We start from the raw sequence: 23,198 nt of genomic DNA, 5'->3' as shown, positions 1-23,198 counted from the left end.
TGGCGTCCCTACGGGGATTCGAACCCCGGTTACCGCCGTGAAAGGGCGATGTCCTAGGCCTCTAGACGATAGGGACGTTTCAGAGGTGGGCGTATAATAGGGTGAAAATAGGGGGGTGTCAAACGCATTTCAGCAAAAAAATTAAAAAAATGGTGTGTTCGTATGAAAATAAAACAATATTGAATTTAAAGGCTAAATTTAGATCAAATCTCCAAGAAATATTAGAAAAGCATTGGGAAAATAGGAACTGTCTAAGCAAAAAAATAGCGACCGAAGTCGCTATTTCAAAATCAAGATTTATCGTGATAAAACAGGTAATAACTGGCATAGCATACAGCAATGAACGCTAAACACCCGAAAAAGCTAATATGCATACTTGGATCAAATACCATACTTAAGCAGGTGATAAAACAGAACACAAAACCTAAGATTGGGACAATTGGAAATAATGGAGCAGCAAAGCCCAGCTCTTCTTTTTTGCGCCCTTGCTTATACCAATCGCGTCTGAAATTAAATTGGCTTAAACAAATACTCATCCACACAACGACCATTGTAAAAGCAGCAATACCTAATAAATTGGTAAAAATAGTCTCAGGTGCGAATTGTTCTGACAATAAGCCTGGTAACCCACCGATCACTGCAACATAGGGGATACCACGTGCATTCACTCTAGAAAATACTGCAGGGAGCTGCTTTTTGTAAGATAAAGACCACATCATGCGTGACGCAGCAAACAAACCAGAGTTAGCAGCTGATAATAAAGCGGTAATAATTACAAAACGGATGATATCTTCTGCATAGGGAATACCAATATGCTGGAAAACTGTCACAAATGGAGAGCTACTCACACCTTCAGCAGCTAAGCCAGCTTCTTGATGTGGAAGAAGTGACGTCACTACAATGATCGTACCTACGAAGAAAATCAACAGACGAAAAATCGCTGTATTAATTGCTTTAGGAACATTTTTAGCTGGGTCTTTAGTTTCACCAGCAGCAACCCCAATTAATTCTGTTCCAGAGAATGCGAAGTTTACGATAAGCATCGTAGCAAAAATTGGGAATAGACCTTCAGGGAACCAGCCTTGAGCAGTTAAATTGCTAAATAAAGGCGCCGTTTCGTAACCTTGATAGCCAATTACACCAAAAATTGCGAGTAGACCTAATAGAATAAATGCAACAACAGTAATAACTTTAACTAATGCCAGCCAAAATTCAGATTCTGCGAACCATTTTGTGGAAATCATATTTAAAACAAATACGAATACACCAAAGACTATAGTCCACATCCACATGGAACTATCTGGGAACCATTCCTGCATGAGGAGGGCGGCGGCTGTAAACTCGGTTCCTAAAGTAACCGACCAAGTTAACCAATATAACCAAGTGATGGTATAGCCTGTTCCTGGTCCAATATATCTTTTGGCATAAGCACCAAACGAACCAGACTCAGGCATATGAACGGCAAGCTCACCTAAACACAGCATAACCATGTAGGCGATAATCCCACCAAGGATATAAGAAATAATGGCACCTACAGGCCCCGTTTGTGCAATGACTTCACCCGAACCTAAGAAAAGTCCAGTACCGATTGCGCCGCCAAGCGAAATCATAACCAGATGTCGAGTACTCATAGCGCGTTGTAAAGGCGCAGAATTGCCCTGATGCGAAGCATCATTCGGAGATGAGTGCATAGGATTGAAAATTCGAAACAAATGAAGCGAGTTATTGTAGTGAAAAACTACAATTCTTCAATGAAATAATAGTAATTTTGAATATTGAGTGATCGTATGAAACGATAATGGCGTCCCTACGGGGATTCGAACCCCGGTTACCGCCGTGAAAGGGCGATGTCCTAGGCCTCTAGACGATAGGGACGTTGCGAGGTGCTTGTATATTAAGGATAGACATTTCAATTGTCAAAAGCTTCGTATCAAAAAAAGTTTTAATCGTTCATACATTAAGCAAAAACAATCAATTAGTTTTAATTTTGATTAAACTGACAACAATAAGATTTTTCATGTATTTAAATAACATGGAGAGAAGGTCCTCACTATAAAAAAACGATCCGCTTTATATTCATCATATCAAACCAGCCATCTGTAAAATTTGATAAGATGACGTGGTAAGACAACGAAGGAAAGAGGCGTGTTGCCATTTAAACTCTGGGTCGATGCGGATGCATTACCTAAAATTTTGCGTGAAGTCATTTTAAGAGCTTCTGATCGTTATCAACTTGAAGTAACTTTTGTCGCCAATCAAAATGTAGGAATAACTCCTTCTGTTCGTATTAATTCAATACAAGTGATGAGTGGAGCAGATCAAGCTGATAAAGAAATTATCGAACGCATGAAAGAGCATGATATTGTCATGACGCAGGATATTCCTCTAGCAGCTCAAGTCATCGAAAAGGGTGGCGTTGCAATTCATCCACGTGGTGAAATTTGGACAGAAGCTAATATCAAGGCACGATTACATTTGCGTGATTTCATGGAAACTTTGAGAGGGGCTGGCGTTCAAACCGGTGGACCACCGCCAATTTCAGAAAGAGATAAGCGTGAATTTTCAAGTGCTTTGGATCAAACGATTCAAAAACAAAAAAGAAAAACTGCCTGATTTATCTTATCAATCGAGTTCACATGCCAGAAAAATCTAAACTTATGCTCATTTATGCCTTATTGGTCATCATCTGGGCAACAACTCCACTTGCGATTGTGTGGAGTGTAGAAGATATTTATTTAATGTGGGCATTGGTGATTCGATTAGGCTTGGCACTGCCTATCGCGGCATTGCTTCTCATTGTTTTAAAGGTAAAATTTCCTTTAAATTCAATTGCATTGCATAGTTATTTTGCTGGTTCATTTAGCTTGATTGGTTCACAATTTTTTACTTATGTAGCTACTGATTATCTAAGTTCTGGCATGATTGCACTGATGTTTGGGTTAGCACCAATTATGGCAGGGCTTATTGGAAAATTTATCTTTCAACAAGATTTGCATAAGCTGCAATGGTTAGGAATGATCGTCGCGATTACTGGGCTCGTAGTGATCAGTTTTACTGGATCATCACAACATATCCATCCCATTGGAATTGGTTTAATGTTGCTTAGCGTTTTTTCATACGCAATGTCAATTTTTTGGGTAAAAAAAATAAATGCTGATGTAGCACCGATGGCACAGGCGACAGGTTCAATACTTGTTTCTACCTTTGTTGCATGTTTAATTGTGCCATTTATATGGAAATATTTACCTACTGAATTACCTTCAATGAAGTCGTTACTTGCGATCATATATTCTGTCGTCATGGCTTCATTAGTCGCGATGTTTTGCTATTTTTACTTGGTCAAAAAAATACAACCCACCACATTGTCCCTTACAAATGTAATGACTCCAGTTCTAGCACTTGGTATAGGTGCTGCATTTAATCATGAGAAATTAACGTTTGGCATGATACTGGGAGCAATGATTCTACTTCTGGGATTATTTATGTATTTTTATCGGGATATAGAAGCGAATCGGAAATTTAAACAAAAAGTATTAAAACCTTAAGTTTAATGCTCAGTGATTCTGTGAGTTTTTTAAATGCTTCAAGGCTTCTGTTAACTTTACTTTGTCTTGGGGATGTAACGTTAGAAAATATGCACCAGTTCTAAACAGCCCATTTTCTTCTTGATTGCTGTAGACAACCTGTGCAGTTGCAGCGATATGAAAATCATTTTCAGGGTGACTCAATGTGATATGTATATAGGTTTGTTCAGGGATATGTTGCTCAGCATAAAAACTAAAACCCGTTTCAGACAAATTGACTTGAGTAGGTACTGGTAACATGGTTTGTACAATAGAGTCGTAAAGTGAGCCCGTAATCAGGTTTAATTTTTGATTAAATAAGGATAATATCCGAGCAATTTGTTGATCTTTTTGATTTAATTGTTCTAATTCGTACATAAGCGCATGATCAAATTGATCTAATTCTGCAAGTAAGAGAAAATAGCGCGGTAGTACAAAATTTGAATCATAGGGATCATTCAAAGCGACATCTTTAGTGATGATCTGATAATTTATTCTTAAGGCAGCATCAATACGTGACATGACGCGTCTTTCAATATTGCCACTTTGATGCTGAAGATTTTCCATTAAAACACCTCGGACTAGATGGTATGTTTAAACCGATCTCGCTGTATATAGGGTTGAGATACACTCGCGCACGGCGAAGTAATCACTTTATTTCTTTTATTGCTTTAGTTTCCATGATCGGTCTGACTTTGGGCGTCGCTGTTCTCATTACTGTGTTATCTGTAATGAACGGTTTCGATCGTGAATTAAAAAACCGTGTCTTGGGAATGGTACCTCAAGCGACTGTTTCCTCTACACAAATTCTAACAGACTGGCCTGAGCTTGCAAAGAAAATAGACCAACATGAACATGTGACGGGTGTTGCACCTTTTACACAGTTGCAGGGGATGTTAACAGCCCAAGGACAGGTCGCAGGGATAATGGTCACGGGTATTGAGCCTGACTATGAAAAAAATGTATCTATTATTCAAAATCATATGGTTCAAGGCGACCTCAACTCATTAAAGAAAGGTGAGTTCGGGATTGTTTTGGGCAAGCAGATGACGGATGCTTTAGGTTTAAGTCTCAATGACAATGTAACATTGGTATTACCTGAAGCGACACCATCACCCGCTGGCGTTGTTCCAAGATTTAAACGTTTTAAAATTGTCGGTATTTTTAGTATTGGTGCGGAAGTGGACTCGATGATGGGTTACATCGCGCTAAATGATGCTTCGACATTGTTGAGACTGCCGGATGGTGCACAAGGTATCCGTATGAAGCTAGATGATATCTTCAAAGCACCACAAGTCGCTGAAGAAGTTGTTATGGATTTACCAGGCAATTTCTATCCATCAAATTGGACTTATACGCACGGTAATCTCTTTAGTGCGATTCAGATGGAAAAAGCAATGGTTAGCCTTTTACTTTTCCTGATTGTCTTGGTTGCAGCATTTAATATTGTATCTTCACTGGTGATGGTGGTTACTGATAAAAAATCCGACATTGCTATTTTAAGAACCTTAGGTGCTTCACCAGCAACGATCACTAAGATTTTTATGGTACAGGGTACGGTGATTGGTGTTGTAGGAACACTGGCAGGAGCAGCACTAGGTATCATCTTTGCAACGAGTATCAGTGGATTTATTGGCTGGCTGAACACCGCTTTTGGACTAAATTTATTCGATGCATATTTCATTAACTATTTACCATCGTATCTACGTTGGCAAGATGTGGTGGTGATTGTTAGCTTATCACTAGCGCTAAGTTTCCTTGCAACAATTTATCCAGCGCTGCGTGCTGCCAAAGTTCAACCAGCAGAGGCTTTACGCTATGAGTAATATTGTCTTAGAAGCCAAAAATATTCATAAACATTTTACAGATGGTAAATCAACTGTTGAAGTGATTAAGGGATTGGATTTAGTTGTTGAGCAAGGACAATTTGTTTCAATTGTTGGATCAAGTGGTTCGGGTAAGAGTACGCTGTTACATGTATTAGGGGGGCTTGATCGTCCGTCCGAAGGTGTAGTGATGCTTAATGGGCAGCGTTTTGACACTTTAGGCGAAGCTGAACGCGGTTTCCTACGTAATGAACACCTCGGATTTGTGTATCAATTTCACCATTTACTTCCTGAGTTTACGGCTTTAGAAAATGTATCAATGCCGCTGATGTTACGTAAAGATGCAAATTTTAAAGAAGTAAAAGAACGTGCAGAATATTTGTTGAATAAAGTGGGTTTATCACATCGTTTAACGCATAAACCAGGTGAGTTATCTGGCGGTGAGCGACAACGCGTTGCGCTTGCACGGGCTTTAGTGGCTCAACCTAAATTGATGATGGCAGATGAGCCTACTGGAAATTTAGATCGTAAAACTGCCGTCACAATTTTTGAATTGCTTTCCGATCTGCGTAAAGAATTTAATATGGCAATGCTCATCGTGACCCATGATGAACAGCTCGCACAAACTGCTGATAAGATTTTGCATATGCAAGATGGATTGTGGGTATAGCCTAAAAATCCGATTAACAGTCTTGTTAAAGCCCACTTAGGTGGGCTTTAATCTATTTAAGAAAAATAAACATAAAAGTTAGATGTTTTTAATATTTATTCTCATCTTTTGGATCATTGGTGTTGCTACGATCAGCTTTCAGGGTGAAGTTGAATATTCAACTCTCTTGCTGGGTATGGCAAGTATCATTTTGATCATGGGTTACTTTGTACGATTAATGAGGCAACCTGATCGATTCATTTATCCTCACACCTCAAGTATTGTCCAGTCATCATCAAGAATGCTTGTGCTAACGGGAATTTGTCTGATCACATTTGTTTTGGGGCATCAACATGCAAAAACAGCCTTACACGATCGTTTAGAGAAACGTGTTCAATATATTGAAGAAAAAGAAATAGTTGTCTATATCAATAAAATTAATCAGCTGAAAATGGATCAGGAAAGTCGATCAATACAGCAGCGTGCGCAAGTGATCGACAAGAAGCAAGGACAATCTCAAACGCTATTATTATATTTGCGAGAGTCAAAACTTGATACGACATTAGAACTAGGGCGCTATTATAAAGTTACGGGAAAATTAAGACCCGCACATAGTTATGCAGTAGATGGGGTATTTGATCATGAGAAATGGTTGTTGCAGCAAAATATAGCTGGAACAATGCGTGTAGATTGGATCGTACCTGTAAGTGAAGCGGTGTTATATTCTGAAGGTTATTTATCTTCAACCGATGTACATCGGAGCCTTATCGCACGATTGAGCCTGAGCATTGAAAAAGCACGTTTAGCTTTTAGGGATGATATCGAACAGGGAGTATTCAGAAATAAGGGTTTGCTAGTCGCGTTACTCACAGGTGATAAGAGTCTACTGACGGAGCAACAAGAAGAATTATTTAAAAAACTAGGCATTACGCATTTATTGGCTATTTCAGGTCCACATGTTCTAATTTTTGCTGGTTTATTATCGTGGTTCATGGGGCATCTTGTATCAATTTTTCGTCCTCATATTTTTCTAAAAGTTCCCAAAACATATTTACTTTTAATCCCTTTCGTATGTGGGGTAATTATTTATAGTTTTTTTTCAGGGCTCGAAATTCCTGCACTAAGAACTACATTGTCAGTTTGTCTAATTAGTATCGCTATTTTATTTAAATTTAAGATTAAGCCTTTTGTGCTATTACTTATCAGTGCGAGCTTAATGCTCTATTTAGACCCTTTTAGTATTTTATCTGCTGCATTTTGGCTTTCGTACGGCGCATGTTTGATTTTGATTCGTGTATACCAAACGATCGTTCATGAACAGCAAAGCACTGCTTTAATCAACAAATATCATTTTCTAGATAAAGCAAAAATGTATCTTAAAATACTTTTGCAATCCCAATGGAAAATATTTATTGCACTGTTACCATTCACTTTACTGATATTTCAACAGATTTCTTTACTTGCACCATTTGCTAATTTAGTTGCTGTTCCAATGATTGGGACCTTGATCGTGCCATTAGAAGTACTGGGCTATTGTCTCAGCTTTATTCCTTTTGTTGGTCTATTTTTATTTCATCTGGCTGATATGTTGATATCGATGCTTTTGGTGCTGCTGACTAAGTTGGGATTAATATTAGACAATCCATTGAAATGGGTGGCGTTAACGAAAGCACAAATGTTTTTGCTCGCTTTGGCAGTATTGATGTTCTTTATGCCAAAGAATGTAATCCCTCGATTATGGATACCCGTATTAGGTGTGGCATTGCTGATGCCTAAACGTGATGATGGATACGATATCATTGAAATTTTAGACATAGGACAGGGGCAATCCATACTCTTACAGTCATCAGGGAAAAATGCTTTAGTTGATACAGGCGGGAGCTTTGATGAGAATACATTTAGTATTGGAGAAAGTGTAGTTGTCCCTTTCTTAATTCAACGTGGCATATCAAAATTAGATCAAATTTTTATGAGTCATCTTGATCAAGATCATGCTGGTGCATACCGCGCTATCGAAAAACATATACAAATTGATCAAGTTATCTCAAATGAAAAAGATGATAGGTTTCAGCAAGTGAAATTTGATTATTGTCGACAGCATCAACAGGTGCAATTGGGTAAGATAAATATACAATTTCTCTCACCAGCTGAATCACAATTAAATTTTGTCAGTCAAAATCGTAATGAGCTCTCTTGCGTAATATATCTGACATTACCCTATGCTAACGATTTTAAGCATCTTCTGATTATGGGAGATGCAGGATGGGAGACAGAGTATAGTATTTTAAAGCAGTATCCTGAACTTAAAGTAGATATTTTAATCTTAGGACACCATGGTAGTCGACATAGTTCATCTTACGACTTTTTAAAAAATACCAAACCTAAAATTGCCATTGCATCGGCTGGTTTTGATAACCGCTATAATCATCCACATCCTGTTGTCAAAGAGCGTTTAAAAGCGCTTAATATTCCGCTACTCGATACCCAATCGAAGGGCAGCATTCGAATGACCTTCGATAAAAACGGAGATGTACAATTTCGATATCATCGAGATCAAAAAGCGTGGTTAACTCGGAATAACCCCATAGATTAATTTGCTTTTCTAACTTGTTCTATTTTTGCTCTGGCTTGTTCTGCAGGGATACGATAAATGTTATGTAGATCAGGATTTGCACGGAAACGTTTGTAGCTCCAATGAGCATGTTCAGGATAACGATGAATCAGGCTTTCTATTGCACGGTGAATTACTAACGTTCCATCAGCGGGAGTGCCTTCATAAATCGAAGCATCCATTGGTTCAATAAATACATCAAAATCTTCAGTTTCATTGCGAATTGCATAGACCAAAAGGCCTTTGGCTTTAGTTTTTTGGATGAGTTTGGCACTTAAATTACTGGACTCGAGTGGTATGCCGAAATAATCGATCATTTCACCACCGTGTTTAGGATTGTGATCTGGAAGAATCACAGTTGTCCCCCCTAATTTAAGGGCTTTAAAAATTTGTCTTATACCACTCTCATCTGTAGGGACTAAAGTTGCTTGTTCTCGACTACGAGCCTGGCGCACAAATTGATCTGCTTCTTCATTCTTGATGGGTTTATACATGATGGTCATCTTGGTATACTGTGCGAACCACGCATTCATGACTTCCCATGTACCAAAATGTGGTGCGAGTAAAATAATCCCTTTCTTTTCAGCCATTGCTTCATGAAAATATTCAGCACCCGTGACATGGCGTATTCGTGAAATATTGGTTTCGTTTGAGCTTCCCCAAATACTAAAAAATTCCATATAAGATTGAAGTTCGTTTCTTACTGCTGCACGAGTCACTAAATGTTTTTCTTCATCAGAAAGATGTGGTAAGCAAATGTCGATATTGAGGCGGATGGTGTTCGTAGTTTTTGTAATTTTTAGCGTATTAATCAGCCCTGCAAGCATTTTTGCAAAAAAACGAGAAAAACGAATCGGACGGCGACTGAAGAAATTTAACAGGCGGGTTGTGGTCGATGTTTTGGTTTCAGGCATTAGATTCAAAATTTGGTAAGTTCATAGAATATTGTGATTTGGGTTTATTATATGTTAAATCTTGACTTATAAATAGTTTGACCTCATTCCTTGTATATAATGTCAGCTTAAATTTAATTTGGATGGTATGTATGTCCGCTTGGCCGCCTGAACCACAAAATGAAAATCAAAAACCAAATAACCAACCTAACGGAAAAGAATGGCAAATTTTAGAAAAAGCTGTTCTCGCATCTGTAGAAGAACAGAGACGTGCAAGACGTTGGGGAATCTTTTTTAAATTTCTTACTTTCGCATATCTGTTATTTATAGTTTTGGTCATGGGGAAAAGTTGTTCAACGACTTCCACTGATAGTGCGGTGTCATCACAGCATATTGCTACAGTCGATATTGTAGGAACGATTGCTGCAGACCAGCAAAGTGTGAATAGTGCAGATACGATCAAAGGTTTGAAAAAAGCATTTGAAAGCAAGCAATCGCAAGCTGTTGTTTTAAATATTAACTCTCCGGGTGGATCTCCAGTTCAGTCTGATGAAATTTGGCAAGAGATCCAATATTTAAAGTCGGTTTATAAAGATAAAAAACTTTATGCATTAATTGGTGACACAGGTGCTTCAGGTGCATATTACATTGCGTCTGCTGCGGATGAAATTATTGTTAATCCATCAAGTTTAGTCGGCTCAATTGGTGTCATTATGCCAAACTATGGAGTGAGTGGTTTGATGCAAAAACTTGGCGTTGAAGATCGCACCATGACTTCAGGTGAGAACAAAGCATTATTGTCGATGACACAACCAGTTGATCCTGCACAACGTGCACACGTACAAGGTGTATTGGATAATGTTCATCAACATTTTATTGATGCAGTCAAAAAAGGTCGTGGCAATAAATTGAAATCGCAAGACCCTGCTATATTTTCAGGTTTGTTTTGGACTGGTGAGCAGGCTGTGAAGCTCGGTATTGCAGATCGGATTGGCAGTATTCACACACTGAAACGCGAATTAAAAGTCGAAAAAACGGTAGATTATACTATTCAACGTAGCCCCTTTGATTCTGTGCTTGGACGACTTGGAAGTGAAATTGGTCAAGGTTTTGCTTCTTCAATTTCCAAGCAGATTCAATCTGAGCAGGTGAATCGAATCCAATGAAACCATTGATCCATTTTGCTCATGCCAACGGGGTTCCATCGAAAGTTTATCAAAAATTTTTTGATGCTTTGTCTGATCAATTCGATGTGATTTATACGACCAATCTTGGTGTTGATCAACGTTATCCTGTAGATCAACACTGGGAAAGTATGACACAGCAAGTGATTGATAATATTGTTCAGAAATCCCATGGTCGTAAAGTGATTGGTATCGGGCACTCCTTAGGAGGAGTTTTGACGTTCAAAGCTGCGTTGAAATGCCCAGAACTTTTTAGTCAAACTATTCTTCTCGATCCACCTCTTATTATGGGGCAAGAATCATTTGCTATGCATATTGCAAAGTCTTTGAAGTTAAAAGCAGTGGATCAAATGTCGCCAGCGGCATTGTCTAAACGTCGACGTGATCATTGGGATAGTCGAGAGCAAGCTGCAACATTACTTCGACCCAAAGCATTATATGCAGCATTTGATGAGCAATGTTTTAATGACTATATTCAATTTGCATTAGTTGAAGATCCAACGCGTGGCGGCGTTGAATTGGCGATTCCAAAATCTATTGAAGTGGATATTTTTAGAACCAATCCTTCATTATGGTGGCTGCCTCAACCTAAGCTCAAAGTTCCAAGTCAATTAATTGTTGCTTCTGAAGGTCCATTCTTAGCACGTAAATTCCCTCATAAAGTGAGGAAAAAGTTTGGTGTGCCTTTTAGTATTTTTGAAGGTGGACACATGTTCCCACTTGAACATCCTGAGCAATTGGCTGCGCATTTAAAAACTATTTTGACGCCACTAAAAAACGCAGCCTAAGCTGCGTTTTTTAAATCAAATATGACAGAACTGTATTGGATCTTTCAAAATTTGATTTTTATAGTGCACGCCTTCGGATGTGACTTGAATGGTTTGATTACAAATCCATTCTACAACTTGAGGATAAATTAAATGTTCAAGTTGATGTACACGATCAGCTAAAGATGCAACATTATCATGGTGCGACACTTTGAGTACGCCTTGAGCAAGTGCTTGACCTGCATCTAGTTCTGCAGTGACATAATGTACTGTACATCCATGCCATAAATCACCAGTATTCAATACACGTTGATGTGTATGCATTCCTTTGTAATTTGGCAGTAGAGAAGGGTGGATATTGATCATTTTACCCTCCCATGCTTTAACGAACTTAGCACTTAAAATACGCATAAAGCCCGCTAAAACTACAAGATCAGCTTCCCAGTCGAGCAGTTGCTGATGCATAACATCATCAAACGTTTCACGGTCTGGGAAGTTTTTGTGTTCAATCACTGCAGTTGCAATGTTGGCATGAGTAGCACGCTCAAGTGCGTAAGCATCAGGTTTATTCGAGATCACACCGACAATTTGACCTGAAAGGTTTGCATCAATTAATGCTTGTAGGTTTGATCCGTTACCTGATACTAAAACAGCAATTTTAATCATGTTTTAACAATAAACTGATTAAGCGAAGATCACACGAATTTTTTCGTCTGCACCTTCGACAGATTCAGCATTGTCAACAATGTGGCCCATTGCCCATGCTTTTTCACCGAGTTGATTTAAGAATTCAACTGTTTTATCAGCTTCAGCAGCATCAACAACTAGAACCATACCTACGCCACAGTTGAATGTGCGGTACATTTCAAATTGTTCTACACCACCTTCACGTTGAAGAAGTTTGAACAGCTCAGGCCATTCCCAAGAAGATTCGTTTACTACAGCTTGGGCACCATTTGGTAATACGCGAGGTAAGTTACCTGGTAAACCGCCACCTGTGATGTGTGCCATCGCGTGAACATCAACCTGTTTGAGAAGCTCTAAAATAGGTTTAACGTAGATACGAGTTGGCTCCATTGCAACATCAGCAAGTGGACGACCATCAACAATTTGAGTTAAATCAACATTTTTTACATCTAAAATTTTACGAAGAAGAGAGTAGCCGTTAGAGTGTGCGCCGCTTGAAGCAACACCAACTAATACATCACCAGCTTTAACTTTAGAGCCATCAATAATTTTACTTTGTTCTACAACACCTACACAGAAACCAGCTAAATCGTAATCTTCACCTTCATACATGCCTGGCATTTCAGCAGTTTCACCACCGACCAACGCACATCCAGCAAGTTCACAACCTTGACCGATACCTGTCACTACATTTGCTGCGACATCAACATTGAGGTGACCAGTTGCGTAATAATCAAGGAAGAAGAGTGGTTCAGCACCACAGACAAGTAAATCGTTCACACACATTGCAACCAAATCCTGACCAATTGTGTCATGACGGTTTAAATTCAATGCTAAACGTAATTTTGTACCAACACCGTCTGTGCCAGATACGAGAACAGGTTCTTCATAACCTTTAGGAATTTTACAAAGTGCACCGAAGCCACCAAGACCGCCCATTACTTCAGGACGAGTCGTGCGTTTAGCGACAGATTTGATACGATCGACTAACGCGTCGCCCGCCTCAATGTCGACACCTGCATCTTTGTAGCTTAAACCAGTGTTTGGGGTAGAAGTTGAGTTGCTCATATTGAAGTCTCCGCATTCGCGCGGGGATTATAACCCGAATATACGAAACTCTTATGTTATTTATGCACTAAAATGTTATCTTTACTAAAATATTTTCCTTTACATAACGAATAATCTTAAAAAAGGCGAGTTTCTATGGTAGATCGTACCCTACGCCGTGTTTTTATCCTTGCAGGGATAGCTTTATTTCTCTGGATTTTATACTTATTAAAACCGGTCGTAATCCCATTTATTGGTGCATTTTTAATAGCTTATCTTTTCAGTCCATTGGTTGATCGATTGCATAAGATAGGTTTACCTCGTTGGTTGTCTATCAGTTTGGTATTTATTGGTATTGGTGTCGTGATCACATGGGCAATGTGGTATTTGGTTCCATTAATTTGGGAACAGCTGATGTATGCTAAATCCAGTATCCCGAAAGTAGTTCATTGGGTAAATTTTAGCTTCTTACCGTGGTTATCAGATACTTTCAATATAGTGCCACTAGAATTAGATGTAGATCAGATTTCAGCAGCTGTTATGGAGTATGTTCAAACCAATTATAGTGCTGACAGTATCCAAGCGATGGCACTCAAATTGGCACAATCTGGTCTGAATTTTATTCAGATTGGTGGGACAATTGTACTGATTCCAATTATTGCATTTTATTTCCTCTTAGATTGGGATCGAATGCTCAATAGTTTGCGTCGACTCATTCCACGTCCTTATGAAGCTTCAACGCTTGAAATCGTAGGTGAATGCCATAGCGTACTAGGTGCATTTGTAAAAGGACAATTCCTCGTGATGATCCTTTTGGGGATTGTTTATGCTGTTGGTTTACAACTGATTGGTCTGGAAGTTGGTTTGATTATTGGCATGATTGCAGGCTTGGCAAGTATCATCCCATATTTAGGATTTGCAGTAGGAATTATTGCTGCCGTGATAGCAACTTTCTTCCAATTTGGTATGGATTGGACTCAACTCCTTTTAGTTGCAGTGGTGTTCATGGTAGGGCAAGCTGTTGAAGGTTATGTGCTTCAGCCATTCTTATTGGGAGATAAAATTGGTCTTTCTCCAGTAGCGGTCGTATTCGCTGTATTGGCTGGTGCACAATTGGCTGGTTTCTTGGGTATGTTGATTGCATTACCTGTTGCAGCTGTAATCGTGGTACTGCTCCGACATGCACGTGACACTTATGAAAGGAGTACAATTTATGGTACGCCACCTGTTGCCGTAGCTGATCATGGTGGTGGTGAAATTACAATCCAAACCGATCAGGTTGATATTGAGCTTGATCTCAAACCACAATCAATCAATAATCAACAAGATATTGCAACATCTGAAAAAATCGATGTGCAGAAACAAAATAAAGAACCTTAAGGTGACCAAGCATTTATGCGGCAACTGCAACTTGATATAGAACCTCAACTTGATGCACGGATCAGTGATTTTTCCGGCCCAGGTTGGGGACCCGTCATTGATGCAGTTCGCCAACTTCATGCTGGATTAATGAATCGATTTTATCTTTATGGCGGGGCGGGCACAGGTAAGAGTCACTTATTAACTGCAATATGTGACTCATATCTAGATGTGGGGAAATCTGCAATTAAAGTGTCATTGCTAGAATTGCTCGATGCTCCAATTGAGGCGATTACTTCATTGGATCGTTATGATTTGGTCGCACTAGATGATATTGAAGCGATCAGTGGTGTACCGCATTGGCAAAAAGCGGTATTTCACTTAATAAATAATAATAATGATGGTGGAGGACAACTAGTCTTTTCATCTAGATCTGCGCCAATTGAACTGAAACTTGAATTACCAGATCTTCAGTCGAGATTAACTCAAGCGGTGAGTGTTAAAGTGCCAACAGGTCAATCCTATGCTGACCGCTATGCCTTATTACATTCTGTGTTGGAGCGTAAAGGTGTGCATTTTGATCCTTTAATTATTGATTATCTGCTGACCAATGGCCCGATACAGACCAGTACCTTATTACAAACGGTTGATCAATTATCAAAGTTACTACAGGGTGAAAAAGTTAAGCTATCCAATGCAACCCTTAAGCAAATCTACGCGCTCATCGATCAGTATAGTGCTTAAATGCTTTTTTAAATGTTATTCAAAACTCAAAATGTAGACTTTATCTGAACTCGGCAATTTTTTACTTAAAAATAATTGAGAATTCTAAAAATTTGTGACAGATTAGTCAAAATGGACAAATAGCGCTACATAATTAAAGTTCGCTACTTAAAAAAATAAAGAAAAATTAAGGAGATGGTAATGCTCAGACGGGGCTTAGGTCTTGTATTGTTGTGTGCAACAGGGCATGTATTCAGTGCAGATATTGTGGTTACGACCACTGAAGATATCACCAAAAATGATGATCAATGTTCGTTGCGTGAAGCAATTGAATATATTAATCAGGGTAAACCTGAAGCAGGTCTCAATGGCTGTGGTGGTAAAGATGCCACAGATAATATTATCTTATCTACGAAAGAATATCTCCTAAACGAGCAAGTTCGCATCTCTAAACCGATGGTTTTTAGAACGCAGTATGAAACTACCATTGTCGACGATATTCCTGGTACAAAAAATGCCGTCATAACAATGAAGGGTACTGATAGAATTTTCCATATTGAGCGAATTCGTCCTAAAGCTGATGATGAAATTAGAGATGCTGCAATTGGTGTGGAATTTTACGAAATTACCTTGCAAGGTTGTACTGCATCTGTATGCAAAGACAAAGGTGGATTAATTCTCAATTATGAACGGCTAAAATTAGATAAAAGCCATCTTATCAATGGCAAAGCAAATTTTGGTGGTGCGATTTATAATGTTGAATCATTTATTGAATCCGAAACTAGCAAAATTCGTTCCGCGCGAGTGAATCTAGTTAATTCGTTATTAGAAAACAATCAAGCACAACAAGGTGCTGTTTTGTATAGTGAATATCCTGATTTTGACATTAGTGCTTCTGTTATTAAAGGTAATAAAACAACAGATTCAGAAGGTTTCGCAATCTATAGCCATAAAGTGTTGAGTGAAGATGAAACTAAGGTGACCAATCTCAATTATGCCAAAGTGACTAATTCAACAATTTTTAATAATAAGGGCTATATTATCAATGTAAAGGATGGTATTGCGCTTAATAACAATACTCTGGTCTTTAATGATTTTGGCTTGGTTTTTAATGCACCGTTTAAGAAGGCATCGCTTACTAACAATATAATTGCAAAAAATGGCAATCGAGACTGCCGTGTAGAGACTGCAATCGATCAATCAAATTTAAACAATAATTTATATGGTTTTGGTTGTGAGGGCACAGCTTCAGAAAAACTGGGCGAGCGCACATTATTAGCTGGGACTGATGTAGAAGGTGAATGTGATGTTAATTCATCTGGCATTTTATGTCCGTTCAAAGTCTATTCTGGCTATGCTTTAGGATATTTCCGTCCAAGAGTGTTGCCTAGTTATCGACAATTGACAGATTCTCCGATCATTAATCGTGGACCAGATTCAAATGGTACATCATGTGAAACAGTTGATCAGCGTGGCAACGCACGTAAGGATCGTATTTTGTGTGATCGAGGCGCAATCGAACTTATTCAGTCAAGTACGTCTTCAGGCAGATTTGGCAAGGATATCTTTTACGGAGAAATTGTTAAGTTAAATATTAATGATTTTCTAGGAGATGGTGAGCTAATACCTGCTAGTCAATGTGATGCCTTAGTCGGACCTCATCCCAAAAAAGAAGAATGGCAAGCGGGCTGTATGATCATCCAACAAAATAATTCTCCAAGTAAAGGTAAAGCAGAACTACTCCAAAATGGGGAGTTTACTTATACGCCTCAAGGGAATTGGCACGGAACTGATGATTTTAAAGTTTTGGTCGTTGTATCTACACGTCAATTGAATGAGTCAATGAATCCTTATATCGAAATTCCAACTGTCATTAAACAAGACCCCAGAGATACTTATACAAGCGATAAAGTAAAAACTTCTGGTGGGGGGCTAGGTCTAATCTCCGTATTAGGTCTGATGACTTTAATCGCGATACGTAGAAAAAAATAATAAGGGAATCGTATGTTGAAAAGTAGAAAAGCTTTTTTGACTTTAGCAGTCCTTTCTGCAATGTCATTAATGGCTGCTGAAGATACAACAATTTATGTCACTACCTTCGATGATGAAGACGGTACTAATGATGCAAAGTGTTCACTCAGAGAAGCGTTGAAGGCTGCTTCGACAAATCGAGCTTATGGAGGTTGTGCTAAAGGTAATACGGATCGAGTACAAACTGACATTATTCAGCTTGAAGCTGGTACTTATAGCTTGAATGCAGAGCTTCAGCCAACTTCTTCAGTGATTATTAGGGGTAAAGAGCCTGTCGATTATTCCAAACCGAATGTCATTTCAAATAGTTATCCTGCGCAAACTAAAATTCAAACTATAATTAATGGTCAAAATACACATCGCATTTTCAATACGACCAATCTAAATCGACCAAGTTTGAGTTTAAGAAATATAGAGCTGAGAAATGGTAAATCATCTACCAACGGTGGCGCTTTGCTATTGGGAGGCGAGACTGATTTATATAATGTAAATATCACTAGCTCTTCTGCATTAAGAGGTGGAGCGATATTTTTGAATGACAGTGATAGCTCTTTAAGTTATTCGGTCGGGTGGGTGAGTGGTAATACAGCTCAGCAAGGCGCTGTTATAGCGATGTCTTGTTTGGATAATCTTGTGTTCACACGCCGTAAGATTGATTTATCCCGTATGTCTATTACCGAAAATGGAAATACAGCTTCAAACAGTTTATTCTCATTTTGTGGTGAACCTACAGCTCAATTGCAAGCAAATACAATCTCTTCCAATGTATTAAATACTACACAAGGTCAAATTTTTCAATTTAGTGATCGTTTAACAGATGGGGGTCAAATAAATTTGAGTCCCAATTCTATTTTGAAGCTCGATAGTAATACGATTATCGCAAATACCGCGCGATCTGTGCTTTGGTATGCAAATACAGGTGCAAAAGCCTTAAATCATAATGTGATAGGTTTTAATCAGGCTAAAGCCTGTATATATAGTCACGGTGATGTGAGCCAAGTTGAGTCAGCAGGTATTGAATTATTGGCAAATGCTATTCCACTGAGTAATCCATCTATAGACTGTGATCTACCAGCAAAAGCGTCAGAAAATGCACAAAAAAATAGTCTTGATGTTAGTCAATTGAGTATCAATGATCTGTTTTCAACATCGTTACCGGTTAAAGATGAGAATACTAACTTTCATCCTGTCTTTTTTCCGAAGATTAATTCTAGTGGTACAGATTTAGTTGATTTTGGTACTGATGGTTGTTCGCAACTTGATCAACGAGGTATAAATCGGATTGGATTGGACTCGCTCAACAGTTTAGATGCGACTCCCAATACTTGCGATATTGGTGCGATAGAAACCTTAAAGTTGACTGTTTCCAATTTAAGTAAAGCAAATGAATCACTGGTTCAAATAAAGAAATCAACTGAGAATAAAATTAAAGCATTCGAAGATGCTATTGCCGATCCTGAAACCAAAGAAGAAGTGATTGATTATTATAATAAGGAGCTCACCGATCAAAAAGCATTTTTGAATGAGTTAAATAATCTTAATCAATATCGTCCAATTTTGTTCGATCCATTTAAATTGAATTTACCGGATGAATTTGTTTCTCCTGATGGTAAGGTGCGAAAAATTGAGCATCTTAATGTTGATAATTATGATGTCAAAGTTGAGGTTGTGGGAGTTGGGAAATTAGATATCGATAAAACGTTCTTAGGTAAGTTTGATGATCGGTTGAAATGTGAGTGGAAACCGCAGCTTAAGCAGATAGTCATGTATAGAACAGATGGTCGCATAACACCGAGTGGAGACTCTGAATTCTGTACATATACGCTTACTTCAAAAAGCGACAGTAAAAAAACATCAAGTGCATATTTAATTGGTAATTTTATCAATATCGTGCCAACTGTTCCTGAACGCGTGGAATATACAATCAATCCAAAAAAATCGACTCAAATCAGTGTAAATTTACTGGCTGAAGCGAGTGATGCAGGTGATGGCAACAGAAATGCAATTAATCCTCCAAATAAAAAGGAGTTTTACCATAATGCTAATGGAGATGAGGTATCAATTTATTTTGCAAGAGTACCGAATCCCGTTTCAATTATCGCGGATCGGGTAGAGCCATGTGCTAATGACCGTTTTAAAAAGTGCTATGGTGGAAACATTCGAGTTCAGTTGAACAATAATTTGGATGTCTTTTCCTATGATCTTAAGTACTCAGTATTGGACGCAGACGGCGCTTCATCAGGTGAGGGAACATTAGCTGTTCTAAATGCGGAAACAGGGCCTGGAAGTTCTCGTACGAGTGGAGGGGGGAGCCTAGGTGGGTTTGGGCTTTTAGGACTCATTGGTTTAAGTTGGCTTAGAATGAGAAAGTCTAAACCTCATTAATAAAAAAGCCAGCATTTGCTGGCTTTTTTTGTGTTTGATTTTGTGTAATATTTTGCAAAAAATTAGTATATTTTGAACAGTTTATTGCTACATTTGAAGATTGCTGATCACTTTCTTAAATTACACCAATGTCATCTTTTAATGAGCTTATACCCTTAAATCAAATTGAAGTTAATCCTTCGGATTTGCTCTCAATTAAGAGGCATGATCTTGTTCCTTTATTGACTGATTCGTCTAAACTTAATTTATATGCTGAACATATTGTGCAGGCACAAAATGCTCTATTGGTAGGTATAGACCCCACTTTAAATAAAAAATTAAGCGAAACAATTTCAGATATTATTCAAAAATTGAATCAATCCAAAAAGAAATTAAAACAAAAAAAATTTAATGCTTTCCAAAAGTGGCTAGGTCTGGATTTGGAGTTTGGTGCGGGTCAAATTTCTTATATTCGTGATTTAGATAGACTCATTCTAGATGCTGATCAGCTGTCCCAACGTATTCACATTGAAATCCAAAAGTCTAGTTCTCGATTTCAGCAAGCAGTTGGTTTAAGAGAGCAAATGGCGCGCTACATTCAAGCAGCAAGACAATTTTTAACAGAATACACAGATTTTTCTCATCATCGCCATCCACTCGATAACTTTGAGGAGCGATTGGCTAAAAAAATACAAACATTAGAGTCGGTACAAGCAAACAATGATATTTCTCTCATGCAAATGCAATTGACTCAACAACTTTCATTAACTCTGACGGATCGTTTTCGTGAAGCGCAGCAAGTATTAATCCCAGCTTGGCAATATCATCTTGAGCAAACTCAAATTAAAAATGGCGCAATCGATATTGAAAAGTTAGATCAAAGTCGCGAACAACTGATTCGATCTCTAAAAAAATCACTAATTAAAGAATAAGGTGTGTTATGTCTGATTTTCCAATTCAAAAGAAAAATGAATCCTTAAGCTTAATCTCTACGGAGGAAAAGTTTTCCAAGTTAGATTTAAAAGAAATTGGGTTGACGACGTCAGACCTTGCAGCAGTCGAATCAGTTCACCAAGAACTAGCTGATATGAATCATGCTACGGTTGCTGAATATGGGAAAAATATCGCGACTAAAACAGCGACTTATACGGATGAATTACTGGATCTAGTTAAAAATAAAGATTTGGATGCAACAGGTCAAAAGTTAAATGAAGTCGTTACAGTGGCTCAACAGCTCAATACAAACAGTATTTTAAGTCCTGCTAAAAGTTCAGGCTTCTTGGGTAGTATCTTAAATCGATTTAAGGGTGCTAAACAGAGTTTTGATCAAAAGTTCAATACCACTAAAGAACAAATAGATGCTTTAGTTAAAGAAATTGAAACCTCTCAACAAGGGTTAAAAGACCGTGTAAATACATTGGATCGTATGTTTGATGGTGTGCAGGACGAATATAAACAATTAGGGGTTTATATTGCTGCAGGGAAAATTAAACAACAAGAAGTTCAGGAGCAAATAGCTGAATTAAGTACGCTAGAACAAGATGCGCAAACTAATCAAAAAATCTACGACTTAAATCACTTAGCAAACAACTTGGAAAAAAGAGTGAGTGATTTACAGGTATTGCAACAATCTGCGATGCAGACATTACCGATGATTCGAATTATTCAATCAAATAATTCAATGTTGGTTGATAAGTTTTATGCGATAAAAAATATCACGCTTCCTGCCTGGAAAAATCAAATTAGTTTAGCGATTTCATTACAGGAACAAAAAAATAGCGTCCAATTGGCCAATACTATTGATGACGCGACGAATGAGTTACTTAAACGAAATGCAGATTTATTACACCAGAACTCAGTAGATACTGCTCGAGCAAATCAACGCTCAGTGATTGACATTGAAACACTTGAACATGTTCAAAATACTCTCATTAAAACAGTGAATGATGTTATTAGTATTCAGAAAGAAGGGATGCAAAAACGTGAAGAGGCATCAATCCGTATTAAGGCTTTGCAAGGAAATCTTCAACAACTTGTTTTGGATTCGAGTCAAAATCAGCCAAAACACTAATTTCTTGAGGTTTAAATTTGAATAAAACCAATGAATATCTTGTGGCGCAGACTGAGATTCAGAAAAGATTGCCTGAATTGTACAAACGAAATCGCATACTTAATTTATGGGGATTTTTGAGTACCAGTGTACTCATTATTTCAGTTGTGTCGCTTTTTATTCATCAGGACATGATTTATGGTTTTATGGGTATGAGTGAAACTGTTCAGCAGCTTCATTTGCCACATAGTTTAGATGAAGTCGTAAACGTGTACCAACATCAGCCTGACTATTTTTTTAATTTAATATCTTGGTTAGGCTGGTTCATTCTAAAAGTATTTAGCTCAGTCATTGGTGCTTTTTTTATCGTTCATTTTTTAAAGAAAATACGTTTTTTCTATGTGAGCTTTCAATCATTTGTACTTAAGTTTGTTTGTTGGTTCATTGCTGTCATCTTAATTTGGTCAGGTTTGACCTATGTTCAATATGACTTGAATGATGAGTCTTTGGAACAACAATATCAATTAAGTCATTATGATAAATCGATTCATGAAAGTCAGATTGCTGTCATCATGACTGAACAACAGGTCGATCCAATTATACAAGCCTACGTCCTTGCGCAAGTGGCTTTGATTCACAAACCTGAAGATACCAAGCTAGCAACTGCATATTTAGCTCGACTTGCGCAAGCTGAAAGAAATGAAAAACAGTTTGTCGAATATGGTTTTAATGCAGAGCAGTTATGGTCAATGCAGCAACAAGTTTATGGTCAATCTATTACTCTTTGGGCAAAAGCGATAGATCCTCGGGCAAATCAGGCACGACAAATTTCAGAAGTTGTAAAGATGATGTTAATGGTGCTCTCAGCCATCATGTTATTGTTAATACTTATTTTTTTTGGATTAGCTCGTAGTTTTAAAAGCAGAATTCAAACGATCACTCAACGTTTGGAGATATAGTTAAAGTTTGTACTGTTACGATCATCATAAAAGAATCATTCATTCTTAAATGGATGATTTTTTAATTCAATTTTTCGATAGTCTTTATGTAAATTAACTGTTTTACCTATTTTTGTATTTCTTCTAATATAGCTTTATCAAATAAATATTACTCCTTTGGAGACGTTAGCAATGTTAGATCAAAATACTTCAGCTCAATTAAAAACGCTTTTAGAACGCCTTGAAGGTCCAATCGAACTGGTTGCGACTTTAAATGATTCAGACAAATCTGTAAAAATCAAAGAACTTGTGGAAGAAGTGGCTGCACTTTCTCCATTAGTCACAGCTCGTTTTGATGGTCAAAATAAACGTGCGCCGAGCTTTGGTATTGCAAAAGCAGGTGAAGAACCGCGTGTCTTCTTCGCAGGCTTACCAATGGGTCATGAGTTCACTTCTTTGATTTTGGCATTGCTACAAACTTCTGGTTATGCACCAAAAGTATCTGA

Annotated in this window: 19 protein-coding genes, 2 tRNA genes and 1 pseudogene; 15 read left to right on the top strand and 7 right to left on the bottom strand. The window is 38.0% G+C overall.

Annotated elements, in window-relative coordinates; all coding sequences use genetic code 11:
* The 3 genes from BMW42_RS06345 to BMW42_RS06335 form a co-directional block, all read right to left on the bottom strand.
* Positions 1-76: transfer RNA gene (locus tag BMW42_RS06345), tRNA-Glu, on the bottom strand.
* A gap of 214 nt (positions 77-290) precedes the next feature.
* Entirely contained in the window at positions 291-1,691 is a 1,401-nt protein-coding gene (locus tag BMW42_RS06340; RefSeq protein WP_092766797.1) for an amino acid permease, read from the bottom strand.
* 108 nt (positions 1,692-1,799) lie between these two features.
* Positions 1,800-1,875: transfer RNA gene (locus tag BMW42_RS06335), tRNA-Glu, on the bottom strand.
* A gap of 270 nt (positions 1,876-2,145) precedes the next feature.
* Here BMW42_RS06335 and BMW42_RS06330 point away from each other — a divergent pair.
* Together BMW42_RS06330 and BMW42_RS06325 are read left to right on the top strand one after the other, a co-directional pair.
* Complete coding sequence (locus BMW42_RS06330; protein ID WP_035266848.1) at positions 2,146-2,613, top strand: YaiI/YqxD family protein; 468 nt, start codon at positions 2,146-2,148, stop codon at positions 2,611-2,613.
* A 23-nt stretch (positions 2,614-2,636) separates the two neighbouring features.
* Positions 2,637-3,545: a DMT family transporter gene (locus BMW42_RS06325; RefSeq protein WP_092766796.1), complete on the top strand. Its 909-nt coding sequence runs from the start codon at positions 2,637-2,639 to the stop codon at positions 3,543-3,545.
* A gap of 9 nt (positions 3,546-3,554) precedes the next feature.
* On the opposite strand, the gene BMW42_RS06320 is transcribed toward BMW42_RS06325, so the two are convergent.
* Entirely contained in the window at positions 3,555-4,130 is a 576-nt protein-coding gene (locus BMW42_RS06320) for a PilZ domain-containing protein (protein ID WP_092766795.1), read from the bottom strand.
* Positions 4,131-4,153: 23 nt separating this feature from the next.
* Here BMW42_RS06320 and BMW42_RS06315 point away from each other — a divergent pair, with 23 nt between their 5' ends.
* The 3 genes from BMW42_RS06315 to BMW42_RS06305 all read left to right on the top strand — a co-directional run bounded on the left by BMW42_RS06315 (position 4,154) and on the right by BMW42_RS06305 (position 8,631).
* Entirely contained in the window at positions 4,154-5,389 is a 1,236-nt protein-coding gene (locus BMW42_RS06315; protein ID WP_092766794.1) for a lipoprotein-releasing ABC transporter permease subunit, read from the top strand.
* Complete coding sequence (gene lolD, locus BMW42_RS06310; RefSeq protein ID WP_035266856.1) at positions 5,382-6,059, top strand: lipoprotein-releasing ABC transporter ATP-binding protein LolD; 678 nt, start codon at positions 5,382-5,384, stop codon at positions 6,057-6,059. Before BMW42_RS06315 ends, lolD begins: the two co-directional genes overlap by 8 nt.
* Before the next feature lie 82 nt (positions 6,060-6,141).
* On the top strand, positions 6,142-8,631 hold the full coding sequence (locus BMW42_RS06305; RefSeq protein ID WP_092766793.1) for a DNA internalization-related competence protein ComEC/Rec2: 2,490 nt from the start codon (positions 6,142-6,144) through the stop codon (positions 8,629-8,631).
* On the opposite strand, the gene BMW42_RS06300 is transcribed toward BMW42_RS06305, so the two are convergent.
* Complete coding sequence (locus BMW42_RS06300; protein WP_092766792.1) at positions 8,628-9,563, bottom strand: lysophospholipid acyltransferase family protein; 936 nt, start codon at positions 9,561-9,563, stop codon at positions 8,628-8,630. The two genes, BMW42_RS06305 and BMW42_RS06300, sit on opposite strands and share 4 nt — an antisense overlap.
* A gap of 131 nt (positions 9,564-9,694) precedes the next feature.
* Between BMW42_RS06300 and sppA the strand changes: the two genes are divergently transcribed.
* Together sppA and BMW42_RS06290 are read left to right on the top strand one after the other, a co-directional pair.
* The gene (sppA, locus tag BMW42_RS06295; protein WP_035266860.1) at positions 9,695-10,708 is read left to right on the top strand and encodes a signal peptide peptidase SppA; all 1,014 of its coding nucleotides are present in this window, start codon (positions 9,695-9,697) and stop codon (positions 10,706-10,708) included.
* Complete coding sequence (locus tag BMW42_RS06290) at positions 10,705-11,514, top strand: alpha/beta fold hydrolase (RefSeq protein WP_092766791.1); 810 nt, start codon at positions 10,705-10,707, stop codon at positions 11,512-11,514. Before sppA ends, BMW42_RS06290 begins: the two co-directional genes overlap by 4 nt.
* A 15-nt stretch (positions 11,515-11,529) precedes the next feature.
* Here BMW42_RS06290 and purN read toward each other — a convergent pair whose 3' ends face one another.
* A complete protein-coding gene (purN, locus tag BMW42_RS06285) occupies positions 11,530-12,159 on the bottom strand; it encodes a phosphoribosylglycinamide formyltransferase (protein ID WP_092766790.1) in 630 nt (209 codons plus the stop codon).
* Between the two features lie 18 nt (positions 12,160-12,177).
* Entirely contained in the window at positions 12,178-13,248 is a 1,071-nt protein-coding gene (gene purM / locus BMW42_RS06280) for a phosphoribosylformylglycinamidine cyclo-ligase (protein ID WP_092766789.1), read from the bottom strand.
* 135 nt (positions 13,249-13,383) lie between these two features.
* Here purM and cxpE point away from each other — a divergent pair, with 135 nt between their 5' ends.
* The 8 genes and pseudogenes from cxpE to BMW42_RS06240 all read left to right on the top strand — a co-directional run.
* Entirely contained in the window at positions 13,384-14,607 is a 1,224-nt protein-coding gene (cxpE, locus tag BMW42_RS06275) for a chloramphenicol efflux transporter CxpE (protein WP_092766788.1), read from the top strand.
* A gap of 15 nt (positions 14,608-14,622) precedes the next feature.
* Positions 14,623-15,330: a DnaA regulatory inactivator Hda gene (gene hda, locus BMW42_RS06270; protein WP_092766787.1), complete on the top strand. Its 708-nt coding sequence runs from the start codon at positions 14,623-14,625 to the stop codon at positions 15,328-15,330.
* Between the two features lie 180 nt (positions 15,331-15,510).
* The gene (gene rbtA, locus BMW42_RS06265) at positions 15,511-17,301 is read left to right on the top strand and encodes a rhombotarget A (RefSeq protein ID WP_092766786.1); all 1,791 of its coding nucleotides are present in this window, start codon (positions 15,511-15,513) and stop codon (positions 17,299-17,301) included.
* Between the two features lie 12 nt (positions 17,302-17,313).
* On the top strand, positions 17,314-19,725 hold the full coding sequence (locus BMW42_RS06260; RefSeq protein ID WP_092766785.1) for a CSLREA domain-containing protein: 2,412 nt from the start codon (positions 17,314-17,316) through the stop codon (positions 19,723-19,725).
* Positions 19,726-19,853: 128 nt separating this feature from the next.
* Complete coding sequence (locus tag BMW42_RS06255; RefSeq protein WP_092766784.1) at positions 19,854-20,636, top strand: tellurium resistance protein; 783 nt, start codon at positions 19,854-19,856, stop codon at positions 20,634-20,636.
* 8 nt (positions 20,637-20,644) lie between these two features.
* Complete coding sequence (locus BMW42_RS06250; protein ID WP_092766783.1) at positions 20,645-21,775, top strand: toxic anion resistance protein; 1,131 nt, start codon at positions 20,645-20,647, stop codon at positions 21,773-21,775.
* A 17-nt stretch (positions 21,776-21,792) separates the two neighbouring features.
* Positions 21,793-22,713: a hypothetical protein gene (locus tag BMW42_RS06245; protein WP_092766782.1), complete on the top strand. Its 921-nt coding sequence runs from the start codon at positions 21,793-21,795 to the stop codon at positions 22,711-22,713.
* A 171-nt stretch (positions 22,714-22,884) separates the two neighbouring features.
* Positions 22,885-23,198, top strand: a pseudogene (locus BMW42_RS06240) (alkyl hydroperoxide reductase subunit F); the annotation flags it as partial.

This window comes from Acinetobacter sp. DSM 11652 (assembly GCF_900109815.1).
GTDB lineage: Bacteria > Pseudomonadota > Gammaproteobacteria > Pseudomonadales > Moraxellaceae > Acinetobacter.
This window is presented reverse-complemented; position numbering and strand designations above follow the sequence as displayed.